The organism is Pseudomonas sp. B21-059, from assembly GCF_026016285.1.
Classification (GTDB): domain Bacteria; phylum Pseudomonadota; class Gammaproteobacteria; order Pseudomonadales; family Pseudomonadaceae; genus Aquipseudomonas; species Aquipseudomonas danubii.
This window is the reverse complement of the sequence record NZ_CP087201.1, coordinates 3,577,640-3,599,364: the sequence shown is the minus strand read 5'-3', so window position 1 is coordinate 3,599,364 and position 21,725 is coordinate 3,577,640. Positions and strand designations below refer to the sequence as shown.

Annotated in this window: 22 protein-coding genes; 9 read left to right on the top strand and 13 right to left on the bottom strand. The window is 61.5% G+C overall.

What is annotated here, in order from left to right; translation table 11 throughout:
• Positions 1–161: 161 nt before the first annotated feature.
• Positions 162–953 carry a 2-(1,2-epoxy-1,2-dihydrophenyl)acetyl-CoA isomerase PaaG gene (paaG, locus tag LOY69_RS15860; RefSeq protein WP_102863586.1) on the bottom strand — a complete coding sequence of 264 codons (792 nt, stop codon included), beginning with the start codon at positions 951–953 and terminating at the stop codon, positions 162–164.
• A 448-nt stretch (positions 954–1,401) separates the two neighbouring features.
• Between paaG and paaY the strand changes: the two genes are divergently transcribed.
• The 4 genes from paaY (at position 1,402) to LOY69_RS15840 (ending at position 6,569) form a co-directional block, all read left to right on the top strand.
• The gene (gene paaY, locus LOY69_RS15855) at positions 1,402–1,995 is read left to right on the top strand and encodes a phenylacetic acid degradation protein PaaY (protein WP_102879244.1); all 594 of its coding nucleotides are present in this window, start codon (positions 1,402–1,404) and stop codon (positions 1,993–1,995) included.
• Between the two features lie 64 nt (positions 1,996–2,059).
• Complete coding sequence (paaX, locus tag LOY69_RS15850; protein WP_102863499.1) at positions 2,060–2,983, top strand: phenylacetic acid degradation operon negative regulatory protein PaaX; 924 nt, start codon at positions 2,060–2,062, stop codon at positions 2,981–2,983.
• Positions 2,984–3,169: 186 nt separating this feature from the next.
• Entirely contained in the window at positions 3,170–4,180 is a 1,011-nt protein-coding gene (locus LOY69_RS15845; protein ID WP_265073183.1) for an adenylate cyclase, read from the top strand.
• A 241-nt stretch (positions 4,181–4,421) separates the two neighbouring features.
• Entirely contained in the window at positions 4,422–6,569 is a 2,148-nt protein-coding gene (locus LOY69_RS15840) for a phosphocholine-specific phospholipase C (protein WP_170002814.1), read from the top strand.
• Between the two features lie 183 nt (positions 6,570–6,752).
• Here LOY69_RS15840 and LOY69_RS15835 read toward each other — a convergent pair whose 3' ends face one another.
• On the bottom strand, positions 6,753–7,019 hold the full coding sequence (locus LOY69_RS15835) for a hypothetical protein (RefSeq protein ID WP_102863502.1): 267 nt from the start codon (positions 7,017–7,019) through the stop codon (positions 6,753–6,755).
• A 353-nt stretch (positions 7,020–7,372) separates the two neighbouring features.
• Here LOY69_RS15835 and LOY69_RS15830 point away from each other — a divergent pair, with 353 nt between their 5' ends.
• On the top strand, positions 7,373–8,698 hold the full coding sequence (locus LOY69_RS15830) for a sigma-54 dependent transcriptional regulator (protein WP_265073182.1): 1,326 nt from the start codon (positions 7,373–7,375) through the stop codon (positions 8,696–8,698).
• A gap of 69 nt (positions 8,699–8,767) precedes the next feature.
• On the opposite strand, the gene LOY69_RS15825 is transcribed toward LOY69_RS15830, so the two are convergent.
• The 9 genes from LOY69_RS15825 to LOY69_RS15785 all read right to left on the bottom strand — a co-directional run bounded on the left by LOY69_RS15825 (position 8,768) and on the right by LOY69_RS15785 (position 16,876).
• Entirely contained in the window at positions 8,768–10,063 is a 1,296-nt protein-coding gene (locus tag LOY69_RS15825; protein ID WP_123390718.1) for a hypothetical protein, read from the bottom strand.
• A 54-nt stretch (positions 10,064–10,117) separates the two neighbouring features.
• Positions 10,118–10,852: a hypothetical protein gene (locus LOY69_RS15820; protein WP_102879249.1), complete on the bottom strand. Its 735-nt coding sequence runs from the start codon at positions 10,850–10,852 to the stop codon at positions 10,118–10,120.
• A 49-nt stretch (positions 10,853–10,901) separates the two neighbouring features.
• A complete protein-coding gene (locus LOY69_RS15815; protein WP_213666421.1) occupies positions 10,902–11,582 on the bottom strand; it encodes a C39 family peptidase in 681 nt (226 codons plus the stop codon).
• Positions 11,583–11,646: 64 nt separating this feature from the next.
• Positions 11,647–12,642: a heme utilization protein gene (locus LOY69_RS15810; protein ID WP_265073181.1), complete on the bottom strand. Its 996-nt coding sequence runs from the start codon at positions 12,640–12,642 to the stop codon at positions 11,647–11,649.
• A gap of 63 nt (positions 12,643–12,705) precedes the next feature.
• The gene (locus LOY69_RS15805; RefSeq protein WP_213666419.1) at positions 12,706–13,284 is read right to left on the bottom strand and encodes an adhesin; all 579 of its coding nucleotides are present in this window, start codon (positions 13,282–13,284) and stop codon (positions 12,706–12,708) included.
• A 1-nt stretch (position 13,285) separates the two neighbouring features.
• Positions 13,286–13,738: a hypothetical protein gene (locus LOY69_RS15800; RefSeq protein WP_102879253.1), complete on the bottom strand. Its 453-nt coding sequence runs from the start codon at positions 13,736–13,738 to the stop codon at positions 13,286–13,288.
• 330 nt (positions 13,739–14,068) lie between these two features.
• The gene (locus LOY69_RS15795; protein ID WP_265073180.1) at positions 14,069–14,593 is read right to left on the bottom strand and encodes an AAA family ATPase; all 525 of its coding nucleotides are present in this window, start codon (positions 14,591–14,593) and stop codon (positions 14,069–14,071) included.
• On the bottom strand, positions 14,590–15,153 hold the full coding sequence (pnuC, locus tag LOY69_RS15790) for a nicotinamide riboside transporter PnuC (RefSeq protein ID WP_102879254.1): 564 nt from the start codon (positions 15,151–15,153) through the stop codon (positions 14,590–14,592). Before pnuC ends, LOY69_RS15795 begins: the two co-directional genes overlap by 4 nt.
• 88 nt (positions 15,154–15,241) lie before the next feature.
• Complete coding sequence (locus tag LOY69_RS15785) at positions 15,242–16,876, bottom strand: methyl-accepting chemotaxis protein (RefSeq protein WP_102880051.1); 1,635 nt, start codon at positions 16,874–16,876, stop codon at positions 15,242–15,244.
• A 295-nt stretch (positions 16,877–17,171) separates the two neighbouring features.
• Here LOY69_RS15785 and LOY69_RS15780 point away from each other — a divergent pair, with 295 nt between their 5' ends.
• Positions 17,172–18,002, top strand: coding sequence for an undecaprenyl-diphosphate phosphatase (locus tag LOY69_RS15780; RefSeq protein ID WP_102879255.1), 831 nt, complete (start codon positions 17,172–17,174; stop codon positions 18,000–18,002).
• The gene (locus tag LOY69_RS15775; RefSeq protein ID WP_102879256.1) at positions 17,999–18,421 is read left to right on the top strand and encodes a DUF1294 domain-containing protein; all 423 of its coding nucleotides are present in this window, start codon (positions 17,999–18,001) and stop codon (positions 18,419–18,421) included. The genes LOY69_RS15780 and LOY69_RS15775 overlap by 4 nt, the downstream gene beginning before the upstream one ends.
• Here LOY69_RS15775 and LOY69_RS15770 read toward each other — a convergent pair.
• A complete protein-coding gene (locus tag LOY69_RS15770) occupies positions 18,418–18,762 on the bottom strand; it encodes an MmcQ/YjbR family DNA-binding protein (RefSeq protein ID WP_181433961.1) in 345 nt (114 codons plus the stop codon). The two genes, LOY69_RS15775 and LOY69_RS15770, sit on opposite strands and share 4 nt — an antisense overlap.
• Positions 18,763–18,773: 11 nt before the next feature.
• A complete protein-coding gene (locus LOY69_RS15765) occupies positions 18,774–19,682 on the bottom strand; it encodes a LysR substrate-binding domain-containing protein (protein ID WP_102863515.1) in 909 nt (302 codons plus the stop codon).
• 130 nt (positions 19,683–19,812) lie between these two features.
• Here LOY69_RS15765 and LOY69_RS15760 point away from each other — a divergent pair, with 130 nt between their 5' ends.
• Both LOY69_RS15760 and LOY69_RS15755 read left to right on the top strand, forming a co-directional pair.
• A complete protein-coding gene (locus LOY69_RS15760; protein WP_265073179.1) occupies positions 19,813–20,424 on the top strand; it encodes an FMN-dependent NADH-azoreductase in 612 nt (203 codons plus the stop codon).
• Positions 20,425–20,687: 263 nt separating this feature from the next.
• Complete coding sequence (locus LOY69_RS15755) at positions 20,688–21,725, top strand: alpha/beta hydrolase family protein (protein ID WP_110653195.1); 1,038 nt, start codon at positions 20,688–20,690, stop codon at positions 21,723–21,725.

The following is a 21,725-nucleotide window of genomic DNA, read 5'->3' as shown; positions in this document are numbered from 1 at the left end:
TCAACCCGTCACTGCGGGTTCTGAGTGCATGACCCGCAAGAGGCACGAAGGGCTTGCGGGGAGTTCAGCAGGCGCGGGTTGGCGCCTCTGGAGGATCAGGGGGGGGCCATGCCCCGGCACCCACTGCGGCAGTCTCTGCGGTACGACGCAGCGGGGCCATGTCAGCGCCCCTTGAACACAGGAGGGCGCTTGTCCATGAAGGCGCTGACACCTTCTCGATAGTCTTCGCTGCGTCCCGCCAGGCGTTGCAGGTCGCGCTCCAGCTCCAGTTGCTGGTCGAAGCTGTTGTGCAGGCTGGCATTCAGGCTGCGCTTGATCAGCGCCAGGCCATAGGTGGGTTGAGTCGCCAGGTGTCGGGCCAGGCTCAGGGCTTCATCGCGCAACAAGGCGTCGTCCACGCACTGGTAGATCAGTCCCCATTGCTCGGCCTGTTCGGCGCTCAGGCGGTTGCCGAGCAGGGCCAGGGCCTTGGCCCGGGCCATGCCCACCAGCCGTGGCAGCAGCCAGGTGCCGCCGGAATCGGGAATCAGCCCGAGTTTGCAGAAGGCCTGGATAAAGCTCGCGGAGCGCGCTGCCAGTACCAGGTCGCAGGCCAGGGGCAGGTTGGCGCCAGCGCCGGCGGCCACGCCATTGACCGCACAGATCACCGGCAATGGCAGGTCGCGCAGCTCACGCACCAGCGGGTTGTAGAACTGTTCGATGGATTCCCCCAGGTCAGGCGCTGCATCGCCGGGGGCGACGTCGCGCTCGCCAAGGTCTTGCCCCGCGCAGAAGCCGCGGCCTTCGCCGGTCAGGAGCAGGACCCGCACCTCGGGGTTGTTGCGCACGTGCTTGAGGGCCGCCTGCACCTCGCCATGCATCTGTGGGTTGAAACTGTTGAGTTGTTCGGGACGGTTGAGGCTGAGGAGGGCGACGCCCTCGCTGATGGAGAACAGGATGGTGGCAAAGTTCATGGTCGGGTGTTGAGGCATGGTGGATGTCCTCGGAGTGATGCGGCCGGTTGCCGGCTCGATTGTCGGGTCGGCCCGGGAGCCGGTTTTCGCCGAGTATATCGCCAATGTGATACATAAAATCAAGATTAATAGATTGTTAATGTGTCCTATCTTTCGGCTTCAGCTGCGTTCTATTCGGGGCGGCAGGTCGATGGGATGCTGCCTTGGGCCGGTAATTGAGGCCGTATCCTTTATGCTTTGCGGGTTGTGGCGCCTGTGGCGAGTCAGGCCTGTGTCTTGGAGAACGGTTGTGTACCGAGAATAACCTGATACAAAATGCCGTCCGCGTTGTATCGGTATCCTGGATTGGGTGGCGTCGTGCATTCTCGGCGTTGTATTCGCGGGCAAGTGCAGCGCCCCCCAGCCGCTCCAACAACAGCAGTTTCTGCTGATCAGAGAGGGAAGCAGCATGACGTGCTACAGCCTTGATGGCTTGATTCCGGTGGTCGATCCCAGTGCCTATGTGCACCCTTCGGCGGTGCTGATCGGCGATGTGATAGTCGGCCCCCATTGCTATGTCGGCCCCCTGGCCAGCCTGCGGGGGGATTTTGGCCGGATTGTCCTCGAAGAGGGGGCCAATCTGCAGGACACCTGTGTGATGCATGGTTTCCCCGATAGCGACACGGTGGTGGAGCGCAATGGCCATGTCGGCCATGGCGCAGTGTTGCACGGTTGCCGGATTGGCGCCGACGCGCTGGTGGGCATGAATGCGGTGGTGATGGACAACGCCTTCATTGCGCCGCGTTCCTTCGTTTCGGCGGCGGCGCTGGTCAAGGCCGGTTTCGAATGCGCGCCGCAATCGCTGGTGATGGGCGCGCCGGCGCGGGTCACGCGTCAGTTGAGCGACGAGGAAGTGGCCTGGAAGCTGGCCGGCACTCGGGAGTACCAGCACTTGACCCGTCGCTGCCTGGAGCAGATGCAAGTCTGTGAGCCGCTGTCTCGGGTCGAGGACGACCGGCCGCGAATCGCCGACGGCGGCTTTCGTCCCAAGGCCGGCCAATGAACACCCCGGGCCGCTGCGACGGCCTGAAACCGGCTATATTCCTTCCTTTTTTTCCGGTACGCCCATGTCGTCCCTAGCGCCACTGAACCATCTGATCAAACGCTTTCAGGAGCAGACCCCGATCCGCGCCAGTTCGCTGATCATCACCCTGTACGGCGATGCCATCGAACCCCATGGCGGCACCGTCTGGCTGGGCAGCCTGATTCAACTGCTGGAGCCCATGGGGATCAACGAGCGGCTGATCCGCACTTCGATCTTCCGCCTGAGCAAGGAGGGGTGGCTGACTGCCGAAAAGGTCGGGCGCCGCAGTTACTACAGCCTGACCCTGGCCGGTCGCCGACGATTCGACAAGGCGTTCAAGCGGGTCTACAGCGCCGGTGTGCCGGCCTGGGATGGTTCCTGGAGCCTGGTAATGCTCGGACAACTGCAACCGGAGTTGCGCAAGCAAGTGCGTGAAGAGTTGGAGTGGCAGGGGTTTGCCGCGATGTCGCCGCTGATGCTGGCGTGCCCGCGCAGCGATCGCGCCGATATCAATGCCACCTTGCTGGAGCTTGGCGCCCAGGACGACACCATTGTCTTTGCCACTGCACCCGAGGACGTGCTCGGCTCCAGAGCCCTGCGCCAGCAGGTGCGCGAGAGCTGGAACATTGACGAACTGGCAGCCCATTACAGTGAATTCATCCAACTGTTTCGCCCCCTCTGGCAGGCCCTGCGCGAGCAGGAGCAGTTGCAACCATCCGACTGTTTCCTGGCTCGCCTGCTGCTGATTCATGAGTACCGCAAGCTGTTGCTGCGCGACCCGCAGTTGCCGGACGAACTGCTTCCCGGCGATTGGGAGGGTCGTGCTGCGCGCCAGCTGTGTCGCAACATCTATCGCTTGATCCAGGCCAAGGCCGAGGAGTGGCTGGCCACGGCTCTGGAGAGCGCTGATGGTCCGCTACCGGATGTGGGGGAAAGCTTCTATCGGCGCTTCGGTGGGCTGCTCTAGCTTGAATAAGGATTGACCTTGGAATTTGTCTTGTTCTAGGGTCGCCAGAGTCCGCTGGGCAACTAAGGTTGAGTGTTTCAGGCTTGTTGCAGTGAGATGAAGTTCAGGTGATTGGCAGTAGTGAGTGCACGGCCAGGAGGGAGTATCCGGTCTTGCAGGGAAAGCAGGCAGATAAAGGAACTATCAATGAGATCGATACGCAAGGTGGCAGTGCAACTATGTTTGGCTGGAGTCTTAGTTGCTTTTGGGAGTCTGGCCAGTGCCTCGCAACTTGTTCCGGCGCTGGGGCTGGCCAATGATCAATATGCCAAGTCTCCAGGGCCCTACAAGGTCACTACCAATGCGGTCTTGAGTGACTGTCGCGGTCTGTTGGGTGTATTGGCAAGGATCATGCTGCTGGACAACAGCGTTCAATGCAATTCGTCCTTTCCCTATGGGTTTGCCAGTCCGGTTTCCACCAGTGTTTATTATCCGAGCAATATAGGGGCTCTGGACAAGTTGCCGGTGGTCAACTTTGTTGGCGGCATCCTTTCCAATCAGGGGCAATACACCGATTTGATGAGGCTGTGGGCGAGTTACGGCTTTATCGTGATCATCTCCTCCGACTTCATCAATACCGCGCCCACCATGCATGTCCTGGGTGCCCTTGAGCTGAGCAAGCTCAACCAGGACCCAACCTCACCGTTGTTCGGCAAGGTCGATCTGTCTCGCACGATAGTGGCGGGGCATTCCGCTGGCGGCGGGGCGTCGATCCTCTCGTCGAGCCTGCTGCCTGGCACCTTGCAGGGCATCGATCCACAGCTGCGCTACATCGGCTCGCTGCCCATCGAACCCGGGCCCATAGGCCTGGGCTCCACCGTCAAGACCCCGACCCTGGTGCTTACCGGGGCCGCGGATGTGGTGGTGCCGGCCTGGGCCTGGCCGCGACTCTGGCAGGGCGGGTTGATCAAGGCGGTGCCGGGATGGAGTGCCACGGCCCATAACGCCACCCATTTCAGTCCGGTGCGCAGTGTCCGGGAAAACGAGTTCGCCGGTATTACAACGGCCTGGATTCTATATCTCGGCAAGAATGATCCGGGGGCCAAGGAGTACTTTGTCGGTCCGAACTACAAACTCGCGCGGGACCCGCAGTTTATCCGGCTGGCGTTCAATCCGTTGCGGGTTCAACGCAATGAAGTGGCGGACAATCTTCAGTAAGGCAACGGGTCGATATTGTTTCTGGACCTGGCTGTTGATGAAAAGTTTGCAGGCTCGGGTGTTTTCTTCATAAAACATTCTTTTGCAAACTTGAAAACATGGTCAATTTGCGAAGTCGCAGGTCTGGGCAATATCGGCTTGATGCAATTGCAATGGCAATGTCACTGCCTTGTTATTTGAAATGAATACTTTTGCTTGCAGCGTCATATATCGCGCTGCAACCACAAGGATTCAAAGACCCATGCCCAGTCTTTCACGCAGGAAGCTATTGCAAGCGGCCGCTATCGGTTCATTCTTTTCATCCTTGCCCCTGGCTATTCGCCAAGCCCTGGCCATACCGGCGAATAACCGTACGGGGACGATCATGGATGTCGAACACGTAGTGATCCTGATGCAGGAAAATCGCTCTTTCGATCATTACTTCGGTACTTTTCCCGGGGTACGGGGCTTCAGCGACCGCTTTACCATTCCACTGCCCGGTCAGCGCACGGTCTGGGAGCAACAGGGTAAGGGCCGGCTGGTGATGCCCTATCACCTGGACAGCAGCAAAGGCAACGCCCAGCGCGTCAGTGGCACGCCTCATTCATGGGTGGATGCCCATTCGGCCTGGGACAATGGCCGCATGAGTGCCTGGCCGACCCACAAGACAGCGACGTCCATGGGCTATTACCGTGAGCAGGAGCTGCCATTCCAGTTCGCCCTGGCCAATACCTTCACCCTGTGCGACGCCTATCACTGTTCGGTACACGCCGGGACCAACCCCAATCGGTTGTTTCTCTGGACCGGCAGCAACGGCCCGAGCGCGGCAAAGGTCGCCGCGGTGGTCAATGAATGGGATGGCCCGGGTGCGGTAAACGTCGGCTACAGCTGGAAGACCTATCCCGAACGCCTGGAAGAGCAGGGTGTCAGTTGGAAGGTCTACCAGCACCTGCCGGACAATTTCGGCGACAACCCCCTGGCCGGCTTCCGTCAGTACCGCGCCGCCAGCGTACAGGTGGGCAATCCGGCCCAACCGCCCAAGGACTTCAATGCCTTTGTGCCTTACAGCGATGCCTTGAACGCCGTCGCTGCGTTGTACAAGGGCAATGGCAATACCTTGCCGGCCAGCAGCGGCAGCAATCTGGAGGCGATCATTGGTGGATTTCGCAATGACGTGCAGGCCGGCAAGTTGCCCCAGGTCAGCTGGATTGTGGCGCCGGCCGCCTATTCCGAGCATCCCGGCCCATCGAGTCCGGTCCAGGGCGGCTGGTTCACCCAGGAGATTCTCCTGGCGTTGACTCGCAATCCCGAGGTCTGGAGCAAGACCGTGCTGTTGCTGACCTACGATGAAAACGATGGCTTCTTCGATCATATGCCGTCGCCGTCGGCACCTTCCCAGCGTCAGGATGGCAGCTTTGCCGGCAAGTCCACGCTGGGTTTCGACAGCGAACTGTTCAAGCATCCGGCGCCACCCGGTTCGACCCAGCAACCGCTGCCCGATGGCGGCGTGTATGGCCCCGGGCCGCGGGTGCCGATGCTGGTGCTGTCTCCCTGGAGCCGGGGAGGCTGGGTCAACTCCCAGGTGTTCGATCACACCTCGGTGCTGCAATTTCTCGAGAAACGCTTTGGCGTGCGCGAGCCCAATATCAGTGCATGGCGGCGGGCGGTATGTGGCGACCTGACGTCGGCGTTGAATTTCGTCGACCCCAACCATGAGCCATTGCCGGCGCTGCAGACCACCACCCGGCAGGCCGCCGACGCTTTGCGTCAGCGCCAGGAGAAGCTGCTCCAGGTGCCGCTACCCTTGGCCAGCCAGCAGTTGCCACCGCACCAGCCGCGGCTGGCCCGACCTTCACGGGCACTGCCTTATCGTCTGCATGTCGACAGCCAGGTGGACCCCAAGGCCAAGACCCTGTCCCTGAGCCTGCAGAACACTGGCGAGCAGGGCGCGGTGTTCCATGTCTACGACGGCCTGCACCTGAGCGATATCCCGCGGCGCTACACGGTGGAGGCCGGCAAGGCGCTGCAGGACAGCTGGCCAGTGGTGGAGCGCTACCAACTGTGGGTATTGGGTCCCAATGGCTTCCACCGCAGCTTCAGCGGCCAACTGCAACAGCTCCAGCCTGAGCTGTTGGTGACGTCCAGCAATAACCAACTGCAGTTCACCCTGAGCAATCCGGGGACGCGTGGGGTATCGGTCACTATCGATCGCTGCCCTTATACCCAACAGGGACCATGGACCCTGGTCGTGCCTGGGGGGGCAGAGGTGCGCCAGGTTTTCGCCTGTGAGTCCAGCGGTGGCTGGTATGACTTGACCCTGCGCAGTGACGCAGGCTGGTTGCGCAGGGTAGCCGGACGACTGGAAACCGGGGCACACAGTATCAGTGACCCGCTGATGGGGCGGCCCTGATAGGGCATCGATGAAGCAAAAGGGACACTGGTTGGAAATAGCGAGGAGGTGCAGCTTCTGCACTAGCGAAAACAACCACTACGCTGAAGATAAAAGTTGCAGCGAGGGAAAAATAGATAGCGTGCTTAGTTGTTTTGCCTAAATAGCGGATCACCTGTTCGGGTGATCCGCTAACAGCATCACTTACTTGGGCATGGCCCAGGACTGCAAGATATAACCTTCCTGGCTCAGTTCAGCGCGGGCTTGTTTGAGCAGGTCTTCCAGTTGGGCTGGATCGGAGTAGGCACTGCTGGGAATCTGGGTGTGACCGATACGGGTACTGGTGCGGTCGATGACGCTCAGGCTGAGCTCGCCGTTCCCGTCCTGTGGGGCCCAGGCCACGCATTGAAAAGGCTTGAATGCGCGGTCGGCGATCAAAAGTGCTTCGTTTCTACGGAGCGGGGCGTTCATGGGGTCTTCTCTCTATGTGCCCAATCAGATGATGTGCCGTCGGTTGGGCTTACCGTTCGGCTGGTCACTTGTACTGATGCACTGAGGTAGTGATCGGGTCACACTGAAAAACAAGTTTTTACAACTTTCGTACGTGGGCCCTGTGACAACACCATTAGTTACGGGGTTCTTAAAAAAAGACTGCGACAATCAGTCGCTCGGGGCGAAGTTCTGGCTGCGCGTTAGTTCCTTTGGTAAGCAGCGCTATAAGCAATTGATACATTCAAGCGTCAAGTTCTTGCTAACGTTACAGCCAGGTTTGCCAAACCACTGTTTCTAATAACTTTTCCCTCTTTTGGCGCCAAGGACCAGTCATGCTCGAAGCTCCCGTGCAGCGCCGCTTGCTGGTGGTCGACCCCTGTGATGACTGCCATCGTCTTCTGCCCGGGCTGCGCGCTATTGGCTGGGATGTGGACAGCTGTGACCTGGAGTCTGCCCGCGAGCGCTCCTGCGATGTCGGCTTGCTGCGCCTGCAACCCTTTCACCTGGAGCGTCCGGAAGCGGTCAAGGACCTGATCAGCCACAGCGGCACCGAGTGGATCGCGGTGCTGAGTCCGGAAGTCCTGCGCCTGCAAAAGGTCGGTGACTTTGTCTGTGAATGGTTTTTCGACTTCCATACCCTGCCGTTCGACGTCTCCCGGGTCCAGGTGACCCTTGGACGGGCCTTCGGCATGGCCCGCCTCAGGGGCCAGGGCGCGGTCCATGTGGACCAGCCCGAGCACGAGTTGTTGGGGAGCAGCCGGCCCATCCGCGACCTGCGCAAGCTGCTGAGCAAGCTGGCGCCCACCGAGTCGCCGGTACTGATCCGCGGCGAGAGCGGCACCGGCAAGGAGCTGGTGGCGCGTACCCTGCATCGCCAGTCCCAGCGTCACGACAAGCCATTTGTGGCGATCAACTGCGGGGCGATTCCCGAACACCTGATCCAGTCCGAACTCTTCGGCCATGAAAAGGGCGCTTTTACCGGGGCGCACCAGCGCAAGGTCGGGCGCATCGAGGCGGCCCACGGCGGCACTTTGTTCCTCGATGAGATCGGCGATCTGCCGCTGGAGCTGCAAGCCAATCTGCTGCGCTTCCTGCAGGAAAAGCACATCGAGCGTGTGGGCGGCAGCCAGCCGATACCGGTGGATGTCAGGGTCCTGGCTGCGACCCACGTGGACCTTGAGGCGGCCATCACCAGCGGTCGTTTTCGTGAGGACCTGTATTACCGGTTGAACGTGCTGCAGGTGATTACCGCGCCACTGCGTGAGCGTCATGGCGATTTAGGGATGCTGGCCAGCCACTTTGCCCACTTCTACAGCCAGGAAACCGGACGCCGGCCACGCAGTTTCAGTGAGGACGCCCTGGTGGCCATGGGCAAGCACGACTGGCCGGGCAATGTCCGCGAACTGGCCAACCGGGTGCGCCGGGGCCTGGTACTGGCCGAGGGCCGGCAGATTCAGGCCAGTGATCTGGGCTTGCAAGGCCTGCAAGCCCAGGATCTGCCCATGGGCACCCTGGAGGACTACAAGCACCGCGCCGAGCGTCAGGCCCTGTGCGACGTGCTCAACCGGCACAGTGACAACCTCAGCGTTGCCGCCCGGGTCCTGGGCATCTCGCGTCCGACTTTCTACCGTTTGCTGCACAAACACCGGATCCGCTAGGGCGGCAAGAACGCCAAGGCCCGCTGCGATTGGGGAATCGCCGCGGGCCTTGGCGTTTTTGCCGGTGGATCAGAAGTAGTAAGGGAATTTCAGGCTGAAGGTGAAGGCCGGGGCGTCCTCGGTCATGCCGATGGACAGGTTGGGCACAATGGTCAGGTTGTCGGTGGCCGCAATGGTCATGCCGACGTTGAAGTAACCGGCGTTGGCGTCGCTGGAAACCACCGACTGCCAATCGCCGCCATCCTGCTTGAGTTTGCTCTTGCGCTGTATCAGGTCGGACACCGAGAAGGACATGCTCATCTTCTCGTTGAGGGCGAAAGCCACACCGGCGCCGATCTGGAAGCTGTCGCCCAGGCGGACTTTGCCAGGGGTCTTGCTGCCAACCGTGGAACTGATGTCGTCAAACGACTCTTCCAGGTTGTGGGTGTAGGCCAAGGTGCCGAACAGCACCGCCGGATCGAAAGTCTTGACCAGGGAGATCCCGGGGGTGATCGACCAGACACCGTTACCGGTCGGCAGGCTTTCAGGCACGTACAGGTTGTTGTTGCCCGCAGATTGCACCAGCTTGATCCCGAACGGTTCCTTGCCGGTGGGGGCCTTGACTCGCAGGGTCGCCACGGCGTCGGGCCAGAACTCCGATTCGTCGAGGAATTTGTAAGCCACGCCGAAGTTCACGTCCCCCAATGTCGGGTCACGGGTCACCGATTCTTCGGTGGTCTGGGTGCCGGCACCGCCGCCGCCACCGGACTGGAAGGTGGACTCGCGATACAGCACGGGGGCGTTGATGTCGAATTGCCAGCGGTTGTTGAGGTTATAGCGAGCGGTCAGGTCCAGGGTCCAGGTATCGGACTTGATCCGGTCCAGGTTGATGTTGCCGAGAAAGATCGAGTCCAGCGCAAGGAAGCCGTTGACCGTGAGTTGCCGAGCGTCGTAGCGGGCGTAGGTCAAGCCGGTCTCGACGCTGAACTTGCCGCCACCGAAGAAGCCACTGGCCTCGTCGTACAGGTTGCTGACGCTTTGGGCCGGAGCCGAATCATCCTTGAGCGACTGACCGTAGGAAGCGCCCCCGGCTGCTCCTCCGGACGCCGCTGCGGCGCCAGTGCCGGCAACCTGTTGATTGCCTCTGAGATCAGCTGGCGATTTGGCCAGGCGCTTGGGCGGTGGTGCCGCGGGTTGATCTTCTACCTGCCGGACTCGCTGCTCCAGTACCGCCAGGGCCTTCTGCTGCACTTCGTAACGTTGCTTGAGCTCCAGAAGTTCGCGTTTCAGGGTCTCTACATCGGCATCCGGCGCGGCTTGAACCAGCGCCGCTGGAAATAGAGTGCTTAAACACATGACTGCGCGCAGTGAAACCGATCGATACATGAAATAAACCGTCCCTTTTGAACCCCAATGGTCGAGAATCAGCGTAGTTCAAGATCAGAATTTGCGTAGAGCGTCTAGCGTTGTCAGGTTGCAGTCCAAAACACCGTTGCTGGGCCCGTTGTTTCTGAGCACCACATTGAGTTGAGTCAGGTTGTTGACCAGGTTGCTGTTACCCATCAACTGGGTGTTCTGCAACAGATTGCCCTGGGCCACTTGCTGCAGGGCGCTGCCCTGATTGCCGTTGGCCTGTATCGCCATCTGGATACCGCCATTGAGGGCCGATACTGCCACGCTACCGGCGGCGTTGCTGCCGGTGATGGTCTGGCCGCTCATCAAGGCCTGGCCGGCCCCAGCGGCCAAGGCGGGCGCCTGGTTAGCCTCTGTGACATTGATGCTGATGTTGTTGTAGGCAGAGTTGCCATCACCGGCGGCTCTCACGCTCTGGGTCACGCCCTGGCCATTGGCCAGGCCTGCGCCGCCGATCACATTGCCGGTGCCTGGGGGCGGCGTGGTGCCGTCACCGGTCTGGGTGATGGTGGAGACGTAGAATTCCGGTTTGATGGTGGCTTGCTGGATCTGCAGCGAGGTGGTCGCACCGATCAGGTCACCGCTGGCGTTGCGCCAGGTACTGCTCATGACAATGCCGAAGCTGATAATCCGCCCCGGCATCACGTAACGGCCCCGTAACTGCGATAATTCCTGATCCTGGATAAGTTCGGGCTTGAAACCAGCATGGGCTGGAAGAGCTGCTGCCAGGCAGGCGGCTGCCAGCCAGTATGAAGTCTTCATCTGCTTGCTGCTCCCGGAGCGTCCTGCCCCTTTATGATTGTTCGGGCTTCTAGAAGAAGTCGCTCTGGATAAAACCGAAGTCCATCAGGTCCGTGTCTTTGACCGGGTAGAAACCATCGAGCTTGTTTTTCGCGGTCAGCGGGGCAGGCGGGTCGAGCAAGGCATTGGTCTTGTCGTAGCCGGGACCGATGATGGCGAACACGATTCCATTCCAGCCTTTGACGAAGTCTTCATGGGAGTAACGCTTGTGACCCAATACCGGGTCACCGATGTAGACCCAGCCTTTCTGGGCCCGCTGCATCACCACGAAGTGCTTGTAGCCGCGAATTTCCATCAGTACCACCACCGGAATGGTCACCGCTTCGAGCTTGTCGGGCGGAATCCGGTAGCCTCGGGCGCGCATGCCGATGCTTTCCACGTAGCGCTTCATATCGAGCATGGAAAAACCCTGGGTGCGGACCAGATTCTGATCTGAATTGACCAGCATGCCCTTGATGACGTGCTCCTCATCGACGTCAAGCCAGTAGGCCTGGCGCAGAACGGTCGCCAGCGCGGCGGCGGCGCAACTGAAGTCGGTCTTCTGCTCGACGATGTCGCTGAACTTGCGTTCACGTACGCTCTGCACCTGTTTGAAGATCAGGTTGCCACCGGGCAGGCCGGCGACGGCCATCTGCGCAGCCTCAACGGGAACACAGAGGCACAGCAGGAGGGAGAGGATCGCAGTACGCATGATCGTTACGCCTGAGTCGGACTGTGGAAAAGCCCCGTTTCCGGGGCTTTCGTTACGATCGCGATTACATGCAGGCTTTGCAGCCAGCGGCGATGGACAGCGAGTTGCTTTGTTGGTTGCCCACACCAGCCGAGACGTTGGCGCCGCCGTTGCCGGAGAAGCCGTTCATCGAGTTGGTCATGCTGGCGTTGTTGACCACTGGGTTTTTCCAGCCGTCTTTGGTCAGCACTTGCTGGGTCCAGTAGCCAGCCAGTTCGATGGTGCCTTGTTCCTTGAAGGTGAATTTTTGATCGTCGTTGTCGTGGCCACCACCGCGGTTGTTGTTGCCATGGCCGCCGCCGTGACCATCGTCGCCTTCGATCTTGCCGCTGCCGGTGCCTTTGTAGGTGCCGTAGGCCACGAAGCCGCCCGAGAGGGTGTCTTTTTTGTAGGCCTGGACGCCTTTGTTCTCTACGACCAGATTGGTCGTAGACTGGTTGGCCGCCGCTGCTGCGGTTGCCACGCGACCGCCGGACACGGCGATGGCCAGGTTGTTTTTCTGTTGGTTGAAGTTGCCGGCGGTGACGTTGATGCCGATGTTGCCGGAACCGTTGTTGCCGGAGTTGTTCAACACAGCGTTGTTCTGTGTCGAAGAGTTTTTCACATGGTTGTTGCTATTGATCTGGGTGGCGCTGGAAGCCGCCACGGCGCTGCCGAAGATGAAGCTTTCGTCAGCGGTTGCCAGGGCAGCGGCGTTGTCTTGTTGGTTGCCGTCGCCGGCGGCGACGTTGGCGCCCATGTTGCCGTTGGAGTTGTTGAGGGAGTTGTCCATCTTGGCGTTGTTGTTGGTGCCCTGGTTTTTCACCACGTTGGAGGTGCTGGTCTGCACGTCGATCACTGCAGCACCGGCCCCGGCGGTGATTTGCAGCAGAGTGCCGAGATCTGGACCTCTATCATGATCGCCATGGCCATTGCCATGACCGCCGTTGTGACCGTTGTTATTTCCACCTGCCTGGGCGGCCATTGCCATGACTGCGGCCAGTGCGAAAACCAGTGGTTTGAGAGCCATTGTAGGTTTCATGGTGTTTCTCCGGTGCTTATTAGTTGGTTAAGTGTTGGTACTTTCTAATTGCACTACGAGGGGTCAATCTGCGACCCGTATGCTCAGGGTGTTAGCCATTCGGTTCCCCACCCCGGCACTCTGGTTCACCTGAATCACTCCACGGCTGCCGGTGAAGGCCTGGTCGCTGGTAACGACCTGGCGGCTGCCTTGTTGAGTGCCAGTTGCTCCCGAGTTTGGTAACAGCGCCACGTTCTGTTGGGACAGGGCGCTGTCGTCAATGCTTTGCGGATTGGCGCTGATGCTGATCCGCAGGGCATTGGCCATCTGGTTGTTGGCCCCGGCCGACTGGTTCACGCCCAGTGCGCCGCTGCCGTTGCTGAAAGAGTTGCCGCCGATGGTGCTGCTGGTATTGACCGAGCGGTCGGCTGGCGTGGTGATGCGTTGGTTGACGCTGGTGGTGGCCGTGGCGTTGGTGCCGATGGCAATGGCCCGCACGTTGGTCTGTTGTTGCTGGTCGCCGGCGGCCTGGTTGACGTTGAAGTTGCCTGTGTAGCCGGTGCCGGAGTTCTGGATGCTGGAGGTGGCGGCGGCTTGATTGGTGGAGTCGGCCATGGCCCCGGAGCAGGCGAGCAAGGCAAGGAACAGGACTGAGCGATTCATCTTATTGGCCCCCGATATTTTTCAAGGGAGCCATGCCGGTGTTGATGCTCCGATTGATCGAGCCGGAAATACTGGCCCCGGCGCCGCCACCATGACCCACTGCCATGCCTGGCAGGCCATGGCTATTGCTGTTGCTCAGGACATTCATCCCCGGTACACCGCTGTTGCCGGACAGCACGGTGCCGCGGATCAGCGCGCCAGTCCTGATGCCGGCGAAATCGCCATCGGTCATTTCATTGCCGGTCATCTGATTGACCAACGTTGAAGGGTTGGTATTGACCGAAACAGGATTGGGATCTTTCTGCAGAGGCGCACGGCCAAGGGGCTGTGCCTGTAAGGTGCGCTGGATGATGATCTCGCCATTGCCCGCCGCCAGAACCGGAAGACTGGACACCGCGCTGACGGCACAGCCGATCAGCAGTAAGCGGGTGAAACTTTTGTTCAGAGTCCCCACGGCGGTATTCCTTCTTCTCAGTGCTGGCCCTAGTCAGCGTTGAGAGGGAGAGAGCAGAAGCCGTGCCGCTTTTGATTTCTTGCGAAGAATCAATGGGTTGGGAAAATGCTGGGAAAAAGGGCGCAGCAGGTGTTTCAGGATTGAGACAGACACCACCGACGGCCATTGGCCATAACCGGGACAATGCTCTGGAACAAGGGTTGCTGCGGGGGTGTATCAGTGGCGCAACAGTTTCGCCGACAGTGGGCGCCGCCCCCGAAAATGGCGGCCTGATCGCCAGGGGAGTGTTTCAGGAATGGACACTCTGCGGGGGGCGCACCTGCGGCGGGATCAGTCCAGCAGCAGTTGTCGAACCAGGGCGAAGGCCTGCTGCCGGCGCTCCTGCCAATCGCCGCGAATGACCCGATAAGGCTGCGCGTGCAGGTCCAGCCACTGCTGCGTGGCGTCGAAGAAAGCCTGACGCTGCGCCAGTTGCGGCTGGCAGCGCTGACCGTCGTCGCTCCAGGCCACATCCTCCGGGGACAGCAGCAGGTGCAGGTGGTAATGCCGGGCCAGCAACTGGGTTTCCAGCCACGGCGGGCAGTCGCCGAACAGGGTCCGGCTCCACAGCAGGTTGCTCAGCAGGTGGGTGTCGAGAATCAGCAGGGCGGGTTGCCGGGCCCGGGCCTGGTCCTCCCAGGCCAACTGGCCACGGGCGATCTCGGGGATGTCCGCCAGGCAGGTATCGCGGCACTCCTGCTCGATGAAGTGGCGCACGTACTCACCCACCTGGAGGCCGCCGAAGTGCGCTTGCAGCTCGGCCGCCAGCCAGCTTTTGCCACTGGACTCGGGGCCGGTCAGCACCAGTACCTTCACGACTGCAACGCCGGGTCGGCGCGCCAGGTGCGCCAGCCCTGGACCGCCAGCAGGGTGAACAGGGCGTAGAGGGCCGCGGTCAGGTACAGCTCCTTGTAGATGAACAGACCCACGAAGATCACATCCACGGCGATCCACAGCGGCCAGCATTGCACGCGCTTCTGCGCCATCCACCATTGGGCTACCAGGCTGAAGGCGGTCAGGGCGGCGTCGAGCCAGGGTTGCGCGGCATCGGTCCAGTGGGCCATGGCCGCTCCCAGCATCAGGCTGCCCAGTGCGCCGAGGGTCAGGCCCTGGAGCAAGCCGACGGGCTGCAACTGGCTGACCGGGCGCCCCTGATGGCGGTCGCCGCCCCGTGTCCACTGCCACCAGCCATAGAGCTGCAGCACGGCGTAGACCACCTGCAGCAGCATGTCGGAATAGAGTTTGACCTCGTAGAAGATCCAGCTGTAGAGCAACACCATGACCAGGCCGATGGGCCAGCACCAGGGGTTCTGTTTAACCGTCAGCCAGACGGCGATGACGCCTAGCGCAGCGGCAAACAGTTCAAGCCCGGACATGGCGGTTCCTTGGGGAAGTGGAGGAGGGGGCGGATTGTACCCAGTCTGGGCCCTGGGCGTCAGCCCGGGGCCCAGACCCTGAAGTGACTCAGACGCGGAACTGACGCAGCAGGCCATTGAGCTGTTCCGACAGCTCCTTGAGGTGGCGGCTGGCGGCGCTGGAGTGCTGGGCCGCCAGAGCGGTGCCCTGGGACAGGCCTGCCGCCTGGCCGACGTTGTGGTTGATGTCTTCCACCACATGGGCCTGTTGCAGGGTGGCGCTGGCAATCGAGGCGTTCAGGCCGTTGAGGGTACGCAGTGCCTGGCCGATGGCATTGAGGCTGGTACCGGCCAGGCCCGCCTGCTCGATGGTCAACTGCGACGCGCGGCTGCTGTCGCCAATCACCTTGACCGCCGCTTCCGAGTGATTCTGCAAGCGCTCGATCATGCCCTGGATTTCTGCGGTCGATTGCTGGGTGCGCTGGGCCAGCAGGCGCACCTCGTCGGCCACCACGGCAAAACCCCGACCCTGTTCCCCGGCCCGCGCCGCCTCGATGGCGGCGTTCAGGGCCAGCAGGTTGGTCTGTTCGGCAATGGAGCGGATCACTTCCAGTACGGTGCCGATCTGGGTGCTTTCTGCCGCCAGGGTGCGGATCACTTCCACCGCCTGATCGATGGTGCTCGACAGCTGATCGATCTGCTGCAGGCTGCCGTCGATATTGACCTGGCCTTGCTGGGCCTGGGCTTCGGCCTCGCGCACTTCACTGGCGGCGTGCTCGGCATTTCTCGCAACATCCTGAACGCCACTGGTGACCTGACTGATGGCTGCGGCCACCTGTTCCATCTGCTGGGACTGTTGCTGGCTGCGCTCCTGGGCCTCGGCGGCGTTGCTGCCCAGCTCGTTGGAGGACTGTTCCAGGGCCGCGGCGCTGGTCTGCAACTGCGTGACGACCCCACGCAATTTGGCGGTGAAACCGTTGAAGTGTCGGGCCAGCTCGGTGACTTCATCCTGGCCATGGGTATCCAGGCTGCGGGTCAGGTCGCTTTCGCCGCTGGCGATATTGGCCATGGCGTGCACGGTCTCGCGCAGCGGGCTGACGATGCTGCGCACGATCAGCACCACCAGGCCCGCCATCAGCAGGGCAATCACCAGGCCGACAGAGGAGGCCCGCAGTACCTGGGCATAGAACTCCTGTTGCAGGTCATCGATGTAGATCCCGGAGCCGATGATCCAGCCCCAGGGCTGGAACAGCTGGATATAGGAGGTCTTCTGCACCGGCTGCTCGGCCCCGGGCTTGGGCCAGCGATAGTCCACCATGCCGGCGCCCTTGGACTTGGCCAGGGCCACCATTTCGTTGAAGACTTCGAAGCCGTCCGGGTCCTTGACTGCCGCCAGGTTCTGTCCGTCGAGCTTGGGGTTGGCCGGGTGCATGATCATGACCGGCGTCAGATCGTTGATCCAGAAGTAGTCGTTCTGGTTGTAGCGCAGCCCGCGAATCACCTGCAGCGCCTGTTTCTGTGCCTGTTCGCGGCTCATGCTGCCGGCGGCTTCCAGGCCCTGGTAGTAAGTGAGCACGCCGGCGGCGGTCTGCACCACGTGCTGGGTCTTCTGCGCCTTGGCCTGGTACAGGTCGCCATGAATCTGCTTGAGCATCATCACGCCCAGGGTCACCAGGGTCAGCACCGCCACGATCAGGATCAGCCACAAACGCTGACTGATGGACATCTTGCGTAAGCTATTCATCATCCGGTCACTCCAGATTCTTGTTCTTGTCATAAAAGGCCGTGAGCATCCAAGCACGCCTGCCTTCGAGCGCCAACCCTACGGAAGTCCAATAACACCACAGGCGCATTTTGCGCCTGTCTGTTAGGATTTCGGCGCCTTCACGCAAAACCTGAACCTTTCTGAATTTTTCACAGAATTTTCATAGGTTTGTGTTGATCTTATGGGCGCCGAAAACTCGGCTACGCTCGTCGCAGTAATGGCTTTGAATACTTAAAAAAGAGGCATGCCTGGAGCATCGCCTTATGGGGGATTGATGGATTTTTGGACCGCCGCGCAGGCATTGATACTTGGGATTGTCGAAGGCCTGACCGAGTTTTTACCCATCAGCAGTACCGGGCACCAGATCATCGTCGCCGACTTGCTCGACTTCGGGGGCGAGCGGGCGATGGCCTTCAACATCATCATTCAACTGGGGGCGATTCTTGCGGTTGTCTGGGAATTTCGGCGCAAGATCTTCGATGTGGTACTGGGCTTGCCCACCCAACCCAAGGCCCAGCGCTTCACCGTCAACCTGCTGATCGCTTTCCTGCCAGCGGTGGTGCTGGGGGTGATCTTCGCCGACCTGATTCACGCTTACCTGTTCAACCCCATCACCGTGGCTTCGGCCCTGGTGGTTGGCGGCATCATCATGTTGTGGGCCGAGCGCCGGCAGCATCAGGTACATGCCGAGACGGTGGACGACATTACCTGGAAGGACGCGCTCAAGGTCGGTTGCGCCCAATGCCTGGCAATGATCCCGGGGACCTCGCGTTCCGGCTCGACCATCATTGGCGGGCTGCTGTTCGGCCTGTCGCGCAAGACCGCCACCGAGTTCTCGTTCTTCCTGGCGATGCCCACCATGGTGGGGGCCGCGGTGTACTCCGGCTACAAGTACCGCGACCTGTTCCAGCCGGATGATTTTCCGGTGTTCGCCATCGGCTTCGTCACGGCCTTCATCTTCGCCATGATCGCGGTCAAGGGCCTGCTGAAGTTCATTGCCAGCCACAGCTATGCGGCGTTTGCCTGGTATCGCATTGCCTTCGGCCTGCTGATCCTGGCGACCTGGCAGTTCGGTTGGGTCGACTGGACGGCGGTCCAGCCGTGACGACGGGCCGCAGCGAACCGCGCGCCGGCAGTGGCGCGCGCATCCACAATCTGAAGCTCAAGTTGCTGGTATGGGGCCTGCTGTGCGCACTGCCGTTGTTCGGCTCGTTATCCCTGTGGTGGCGAGCAATCTCGATCATCCCCCTGGTCGCCTATGGCGCCGTCAGCCTGTTGACCTTCCTGCTGTACTGGCACGACAAGCGCCGGGCCAGGGCCGAGGGGCAGCGCACGCCGGAGAAGGTCCTGCACGCTCTGGAGCTGGCCGGTGGCTGGCCCGGTGCCTTGCTGGCTCAGCAACTGTTGCGGCACAAGACCCGCAAGGTGTCCTATCAGGCGCTGTTCTGGCTGATCGTGGCCTTGCATCAGGTCTATTGGATTGATCGGTTGTTCCTGGAAAGCGGGCTGCTGAGCCTGTTCTAGAGCAGCAGGCCGACCTGGGTGCGCTTGGGCAGCTTGCTCACCACCAATTGATGGGACGCTTGCAGCAGGGCTTTGAGTTCATCGGCCCCCAGCGGGTAGGGGCTGTGCATGATGATCCAGTGAGCCCGGGCCAGGTAGGGCGCCGGGGCAATGCCCGGACGGTCGACATGGCCAAGAAACAGTTCCCGGTCGACCTTGAAGGCCAGGGACTCGCCCCGCAGGTTCTGCAACGCAAACATCTTGTTGCCGGCAATCGAGAATACCCGCACGCCGCCCCATTTGTAGTCTTCCCGCGCGCCTGGCAGGCCCAGGCAGAATTGCGCCACTTGCTCTTCATTCAGGGTTGCAGCTTTCACAGGGCACGTTCTCCACAACGTTCGAAGGATTCACTCAGGTGTTCGATCCAGGCCCGCACGGCCGGCAGCACACCCCGGCGGTGAGGATACACCGCTTGCAGCCAGCCGCCGGGCAGTGACCACTGGGGGAGCAGTTGCACCAGCTGACCGCTGGCCAGTTCGGCCTCGCAGTACAGCATCGGTAGCACGGTGCAGCCCAGGCCGGCGAGGGCGCAGGCGCGACGGACGATGAAGTCATCGATGCCCAGGCGCGCTTCCAGGGCCAGGTCGCAGGCGTTGCCCTGTTGATCCAGCAGCCGCAGGTGTACCAGCCGGTCGGCTTCCAGGGCGCCGAGTATGGGCAGGTGCCTCAGGTCTTGCGGGTGGGTCACCGGGTTGTCCCGCAGGAAGGCCGGGGAGGCGACCATCGCCGTTTGCGCCGGGCGCAGGCGCCGGGTGACCAACAAAGGGTCTTCGTCGCCTTGCTCGCGTACTCGCAGGGCCACATCTATGCCTTCGGTCACCAGGTCGACACGGCGGTTGAGCAACAGCATCTCCAGCTGCACCTGCGGGTATTTCTCCAGAAAGCTGCTCACCAGTGGCGTCAGCAATTCATGGGCCAGGCCCACCGGGCTCGACACCCGCAGGCGTCCCCGGGGTTCGCTGGCCATGCTGGCCACGGCTTCGTCGGCCATCTCCGCTTCCAGCAACATGGCCTGGCAATGGCGCAGGTAGCGCTCGCCCACGGCGGTGAGCTTGAGCTGCCGGGTCGTGCGCTGCAGCAGCCGGGCCTTGAGGCGCTCCTCCAGTTCGGCGATACGCCGCGACAGACGCGACTTGGGAATGCCCAATTGGCGCCCGGCGGCGGCGAAGCCACCGGCTTCCACCACTTTGGCGAAGTAATAGAGATCGTTGAGGTCTTGCATGGGGAAAGGCTCGATTGTCCTGCTGATGGGACGAACTATCGCATTTATGCCGACTAATCAGCTATTGAATTCACCTGTAGGATTGCCAGCATCCGATCGCCCAGTGGCGGTCCTCACTTGGAGATCCCACATGAAACTCTTGCATATCGATTCCAGCATCCTGGGTGACAACTCGGCGTCTCGCCAACTGAGCCACGCCGTGGTCCAGGCCTGGAAAACCGCCCAGCCTGACCTGGCAGTGACCTATCGCGACCTGGCCGGCGATGCCATCAGCCACTTCTCCGCTGCGACCCTGGTGGCCGCCGGCACCGCCGCCGAGCTGCGTGATGCTGCGCAAAAGCACGAAGCCGAACTCAGCGCCCAGGCCCTGGCCGAATTCCAGGCCGCCGACGCGGTGGTGATCGCGGCGCCCATGTACAACTTCACCATCCCGACCCAGCTCAAGGCCTGGATCGACCGCATTGCCGTGGCCGGCCAGACCTTCCGCTACACCGAAGCCGGCCCGCAAGGCCTGTGCGGCGGCAAGAAGGTCATAGTGGTCTCCACCTCCGGCGGCTTGCATGTCGGCCAGGCCACTGGGGCGGCTCATGAGGACTACCTCAAGGTGCTGTTCGGCTTCCTCGGTATCACCGATATCGAATTCGTTCGTGCCCACGGTCTGGCCTACGGTGAAGACGTGCGCAACAAAGCCATGAGCGACGCCCAGGCGCAGATCAGCGAACAGCTCTTCGCCGCGGCGTAAGGCTTGTGTAAAGACGCTTTCCGGTACGGCAAGCGCCACTAGACTCCGTATTCTGATGACTGCTTGAAGTGATCAGAATGCGGAGTTTTTTTGTGGGCGTTTTCAGTGTTGCTGGCCCAGGTTATGCAGGTTTTTCGAGGCCGGGAGTCGTGCTCCCTGGCGGTGCATTCGCATTGATGGGCCAATCTTGCTTCAAGGCCTTGGCAGCAAGGGATGGCAGGGGTAACGGGCTTTCTCGATCCGGCGGCAAAGGTGGGCGTGTGATGAAGCGTGTTTGTGCAGTGTTACTGATGTGCCTGCTCGGCAGCCCGATTTCAGTGCAGGCCGCTCCCGCGCCACACCCGCACTGGAGCGTCGGCTTCCATGAGATGAGCTTTCTCGATCCCCTGGACCTGCAGCCGATGCGCGCCATTGCCTTTTACCCGTCCACCGGCATCGAGCACCCCAGTCGGGTCGAGGGGTATCAGATCGCCGCATCCCGGGATGCCAAGGTCGCCATCGGCCGCTTCCCGATGCTGATGCTGTCCCACGGCAATACCGGTACACCCCTGGCCCTGCATGACCTGGCGACGTCCCTGGCACGCAAGGGTTTTGTCGTGGTGGCGGTGATTCATCCCGGTGACAACTCCAAGGACCACAGCCGCCTGGGCACCTTGAGCAACCTCTACGGACGGCCGATCCAGATTTCCGAAGCCATAACCGCCACCCTTGGCGACCCGATGCTGTCGCCCTTCGTCAATGCCGATCAGGTCGGGGTCATCGGTTATTCCGCCGGCGGCGAGACCGCCTTGATCCTGTCCGGCGCCACGCCTGACCTGGACCGCCTGCGGCGTTACTGCCAGGAACGTCCCGATGATCGCGATGCCTGCAATACCCAGGGCGAACTGATTGTCGACCGCGAGGATCTGCAGCCAGTGGCCGACCCGCGGGTGCATGCACTGATGCTGATGGCGCCCCTGAGCCTGAAATTCGGTCGCCAGACCCTGGCCGGGGTGCATGTGCCTGTGCTGCTCTACAGCGGCGATGGCGACCAGCTGGTGGCTCTGGACAAGAATGCCGCGGCCCTGGCGCGCAAGCTGCCCGTGGCTCCGGACTTCAAGCTGCTGGCCGGCGCCGGGCACTTCGTGTTCATGGCGCCGTGCAGCGCCGAGCAGTTGGCGGCCATGCCGGCCCTGTGCACCGATGCCGACGGCGTCGACCGCGAGGATATCCATCGCAACCTGATTGCCGAGGCCGGCAGGTTCTTCACCCATACCCTGGGCCGGCCGAGCCGGGCAGGGATGCAGACCGCCGACCAGTAA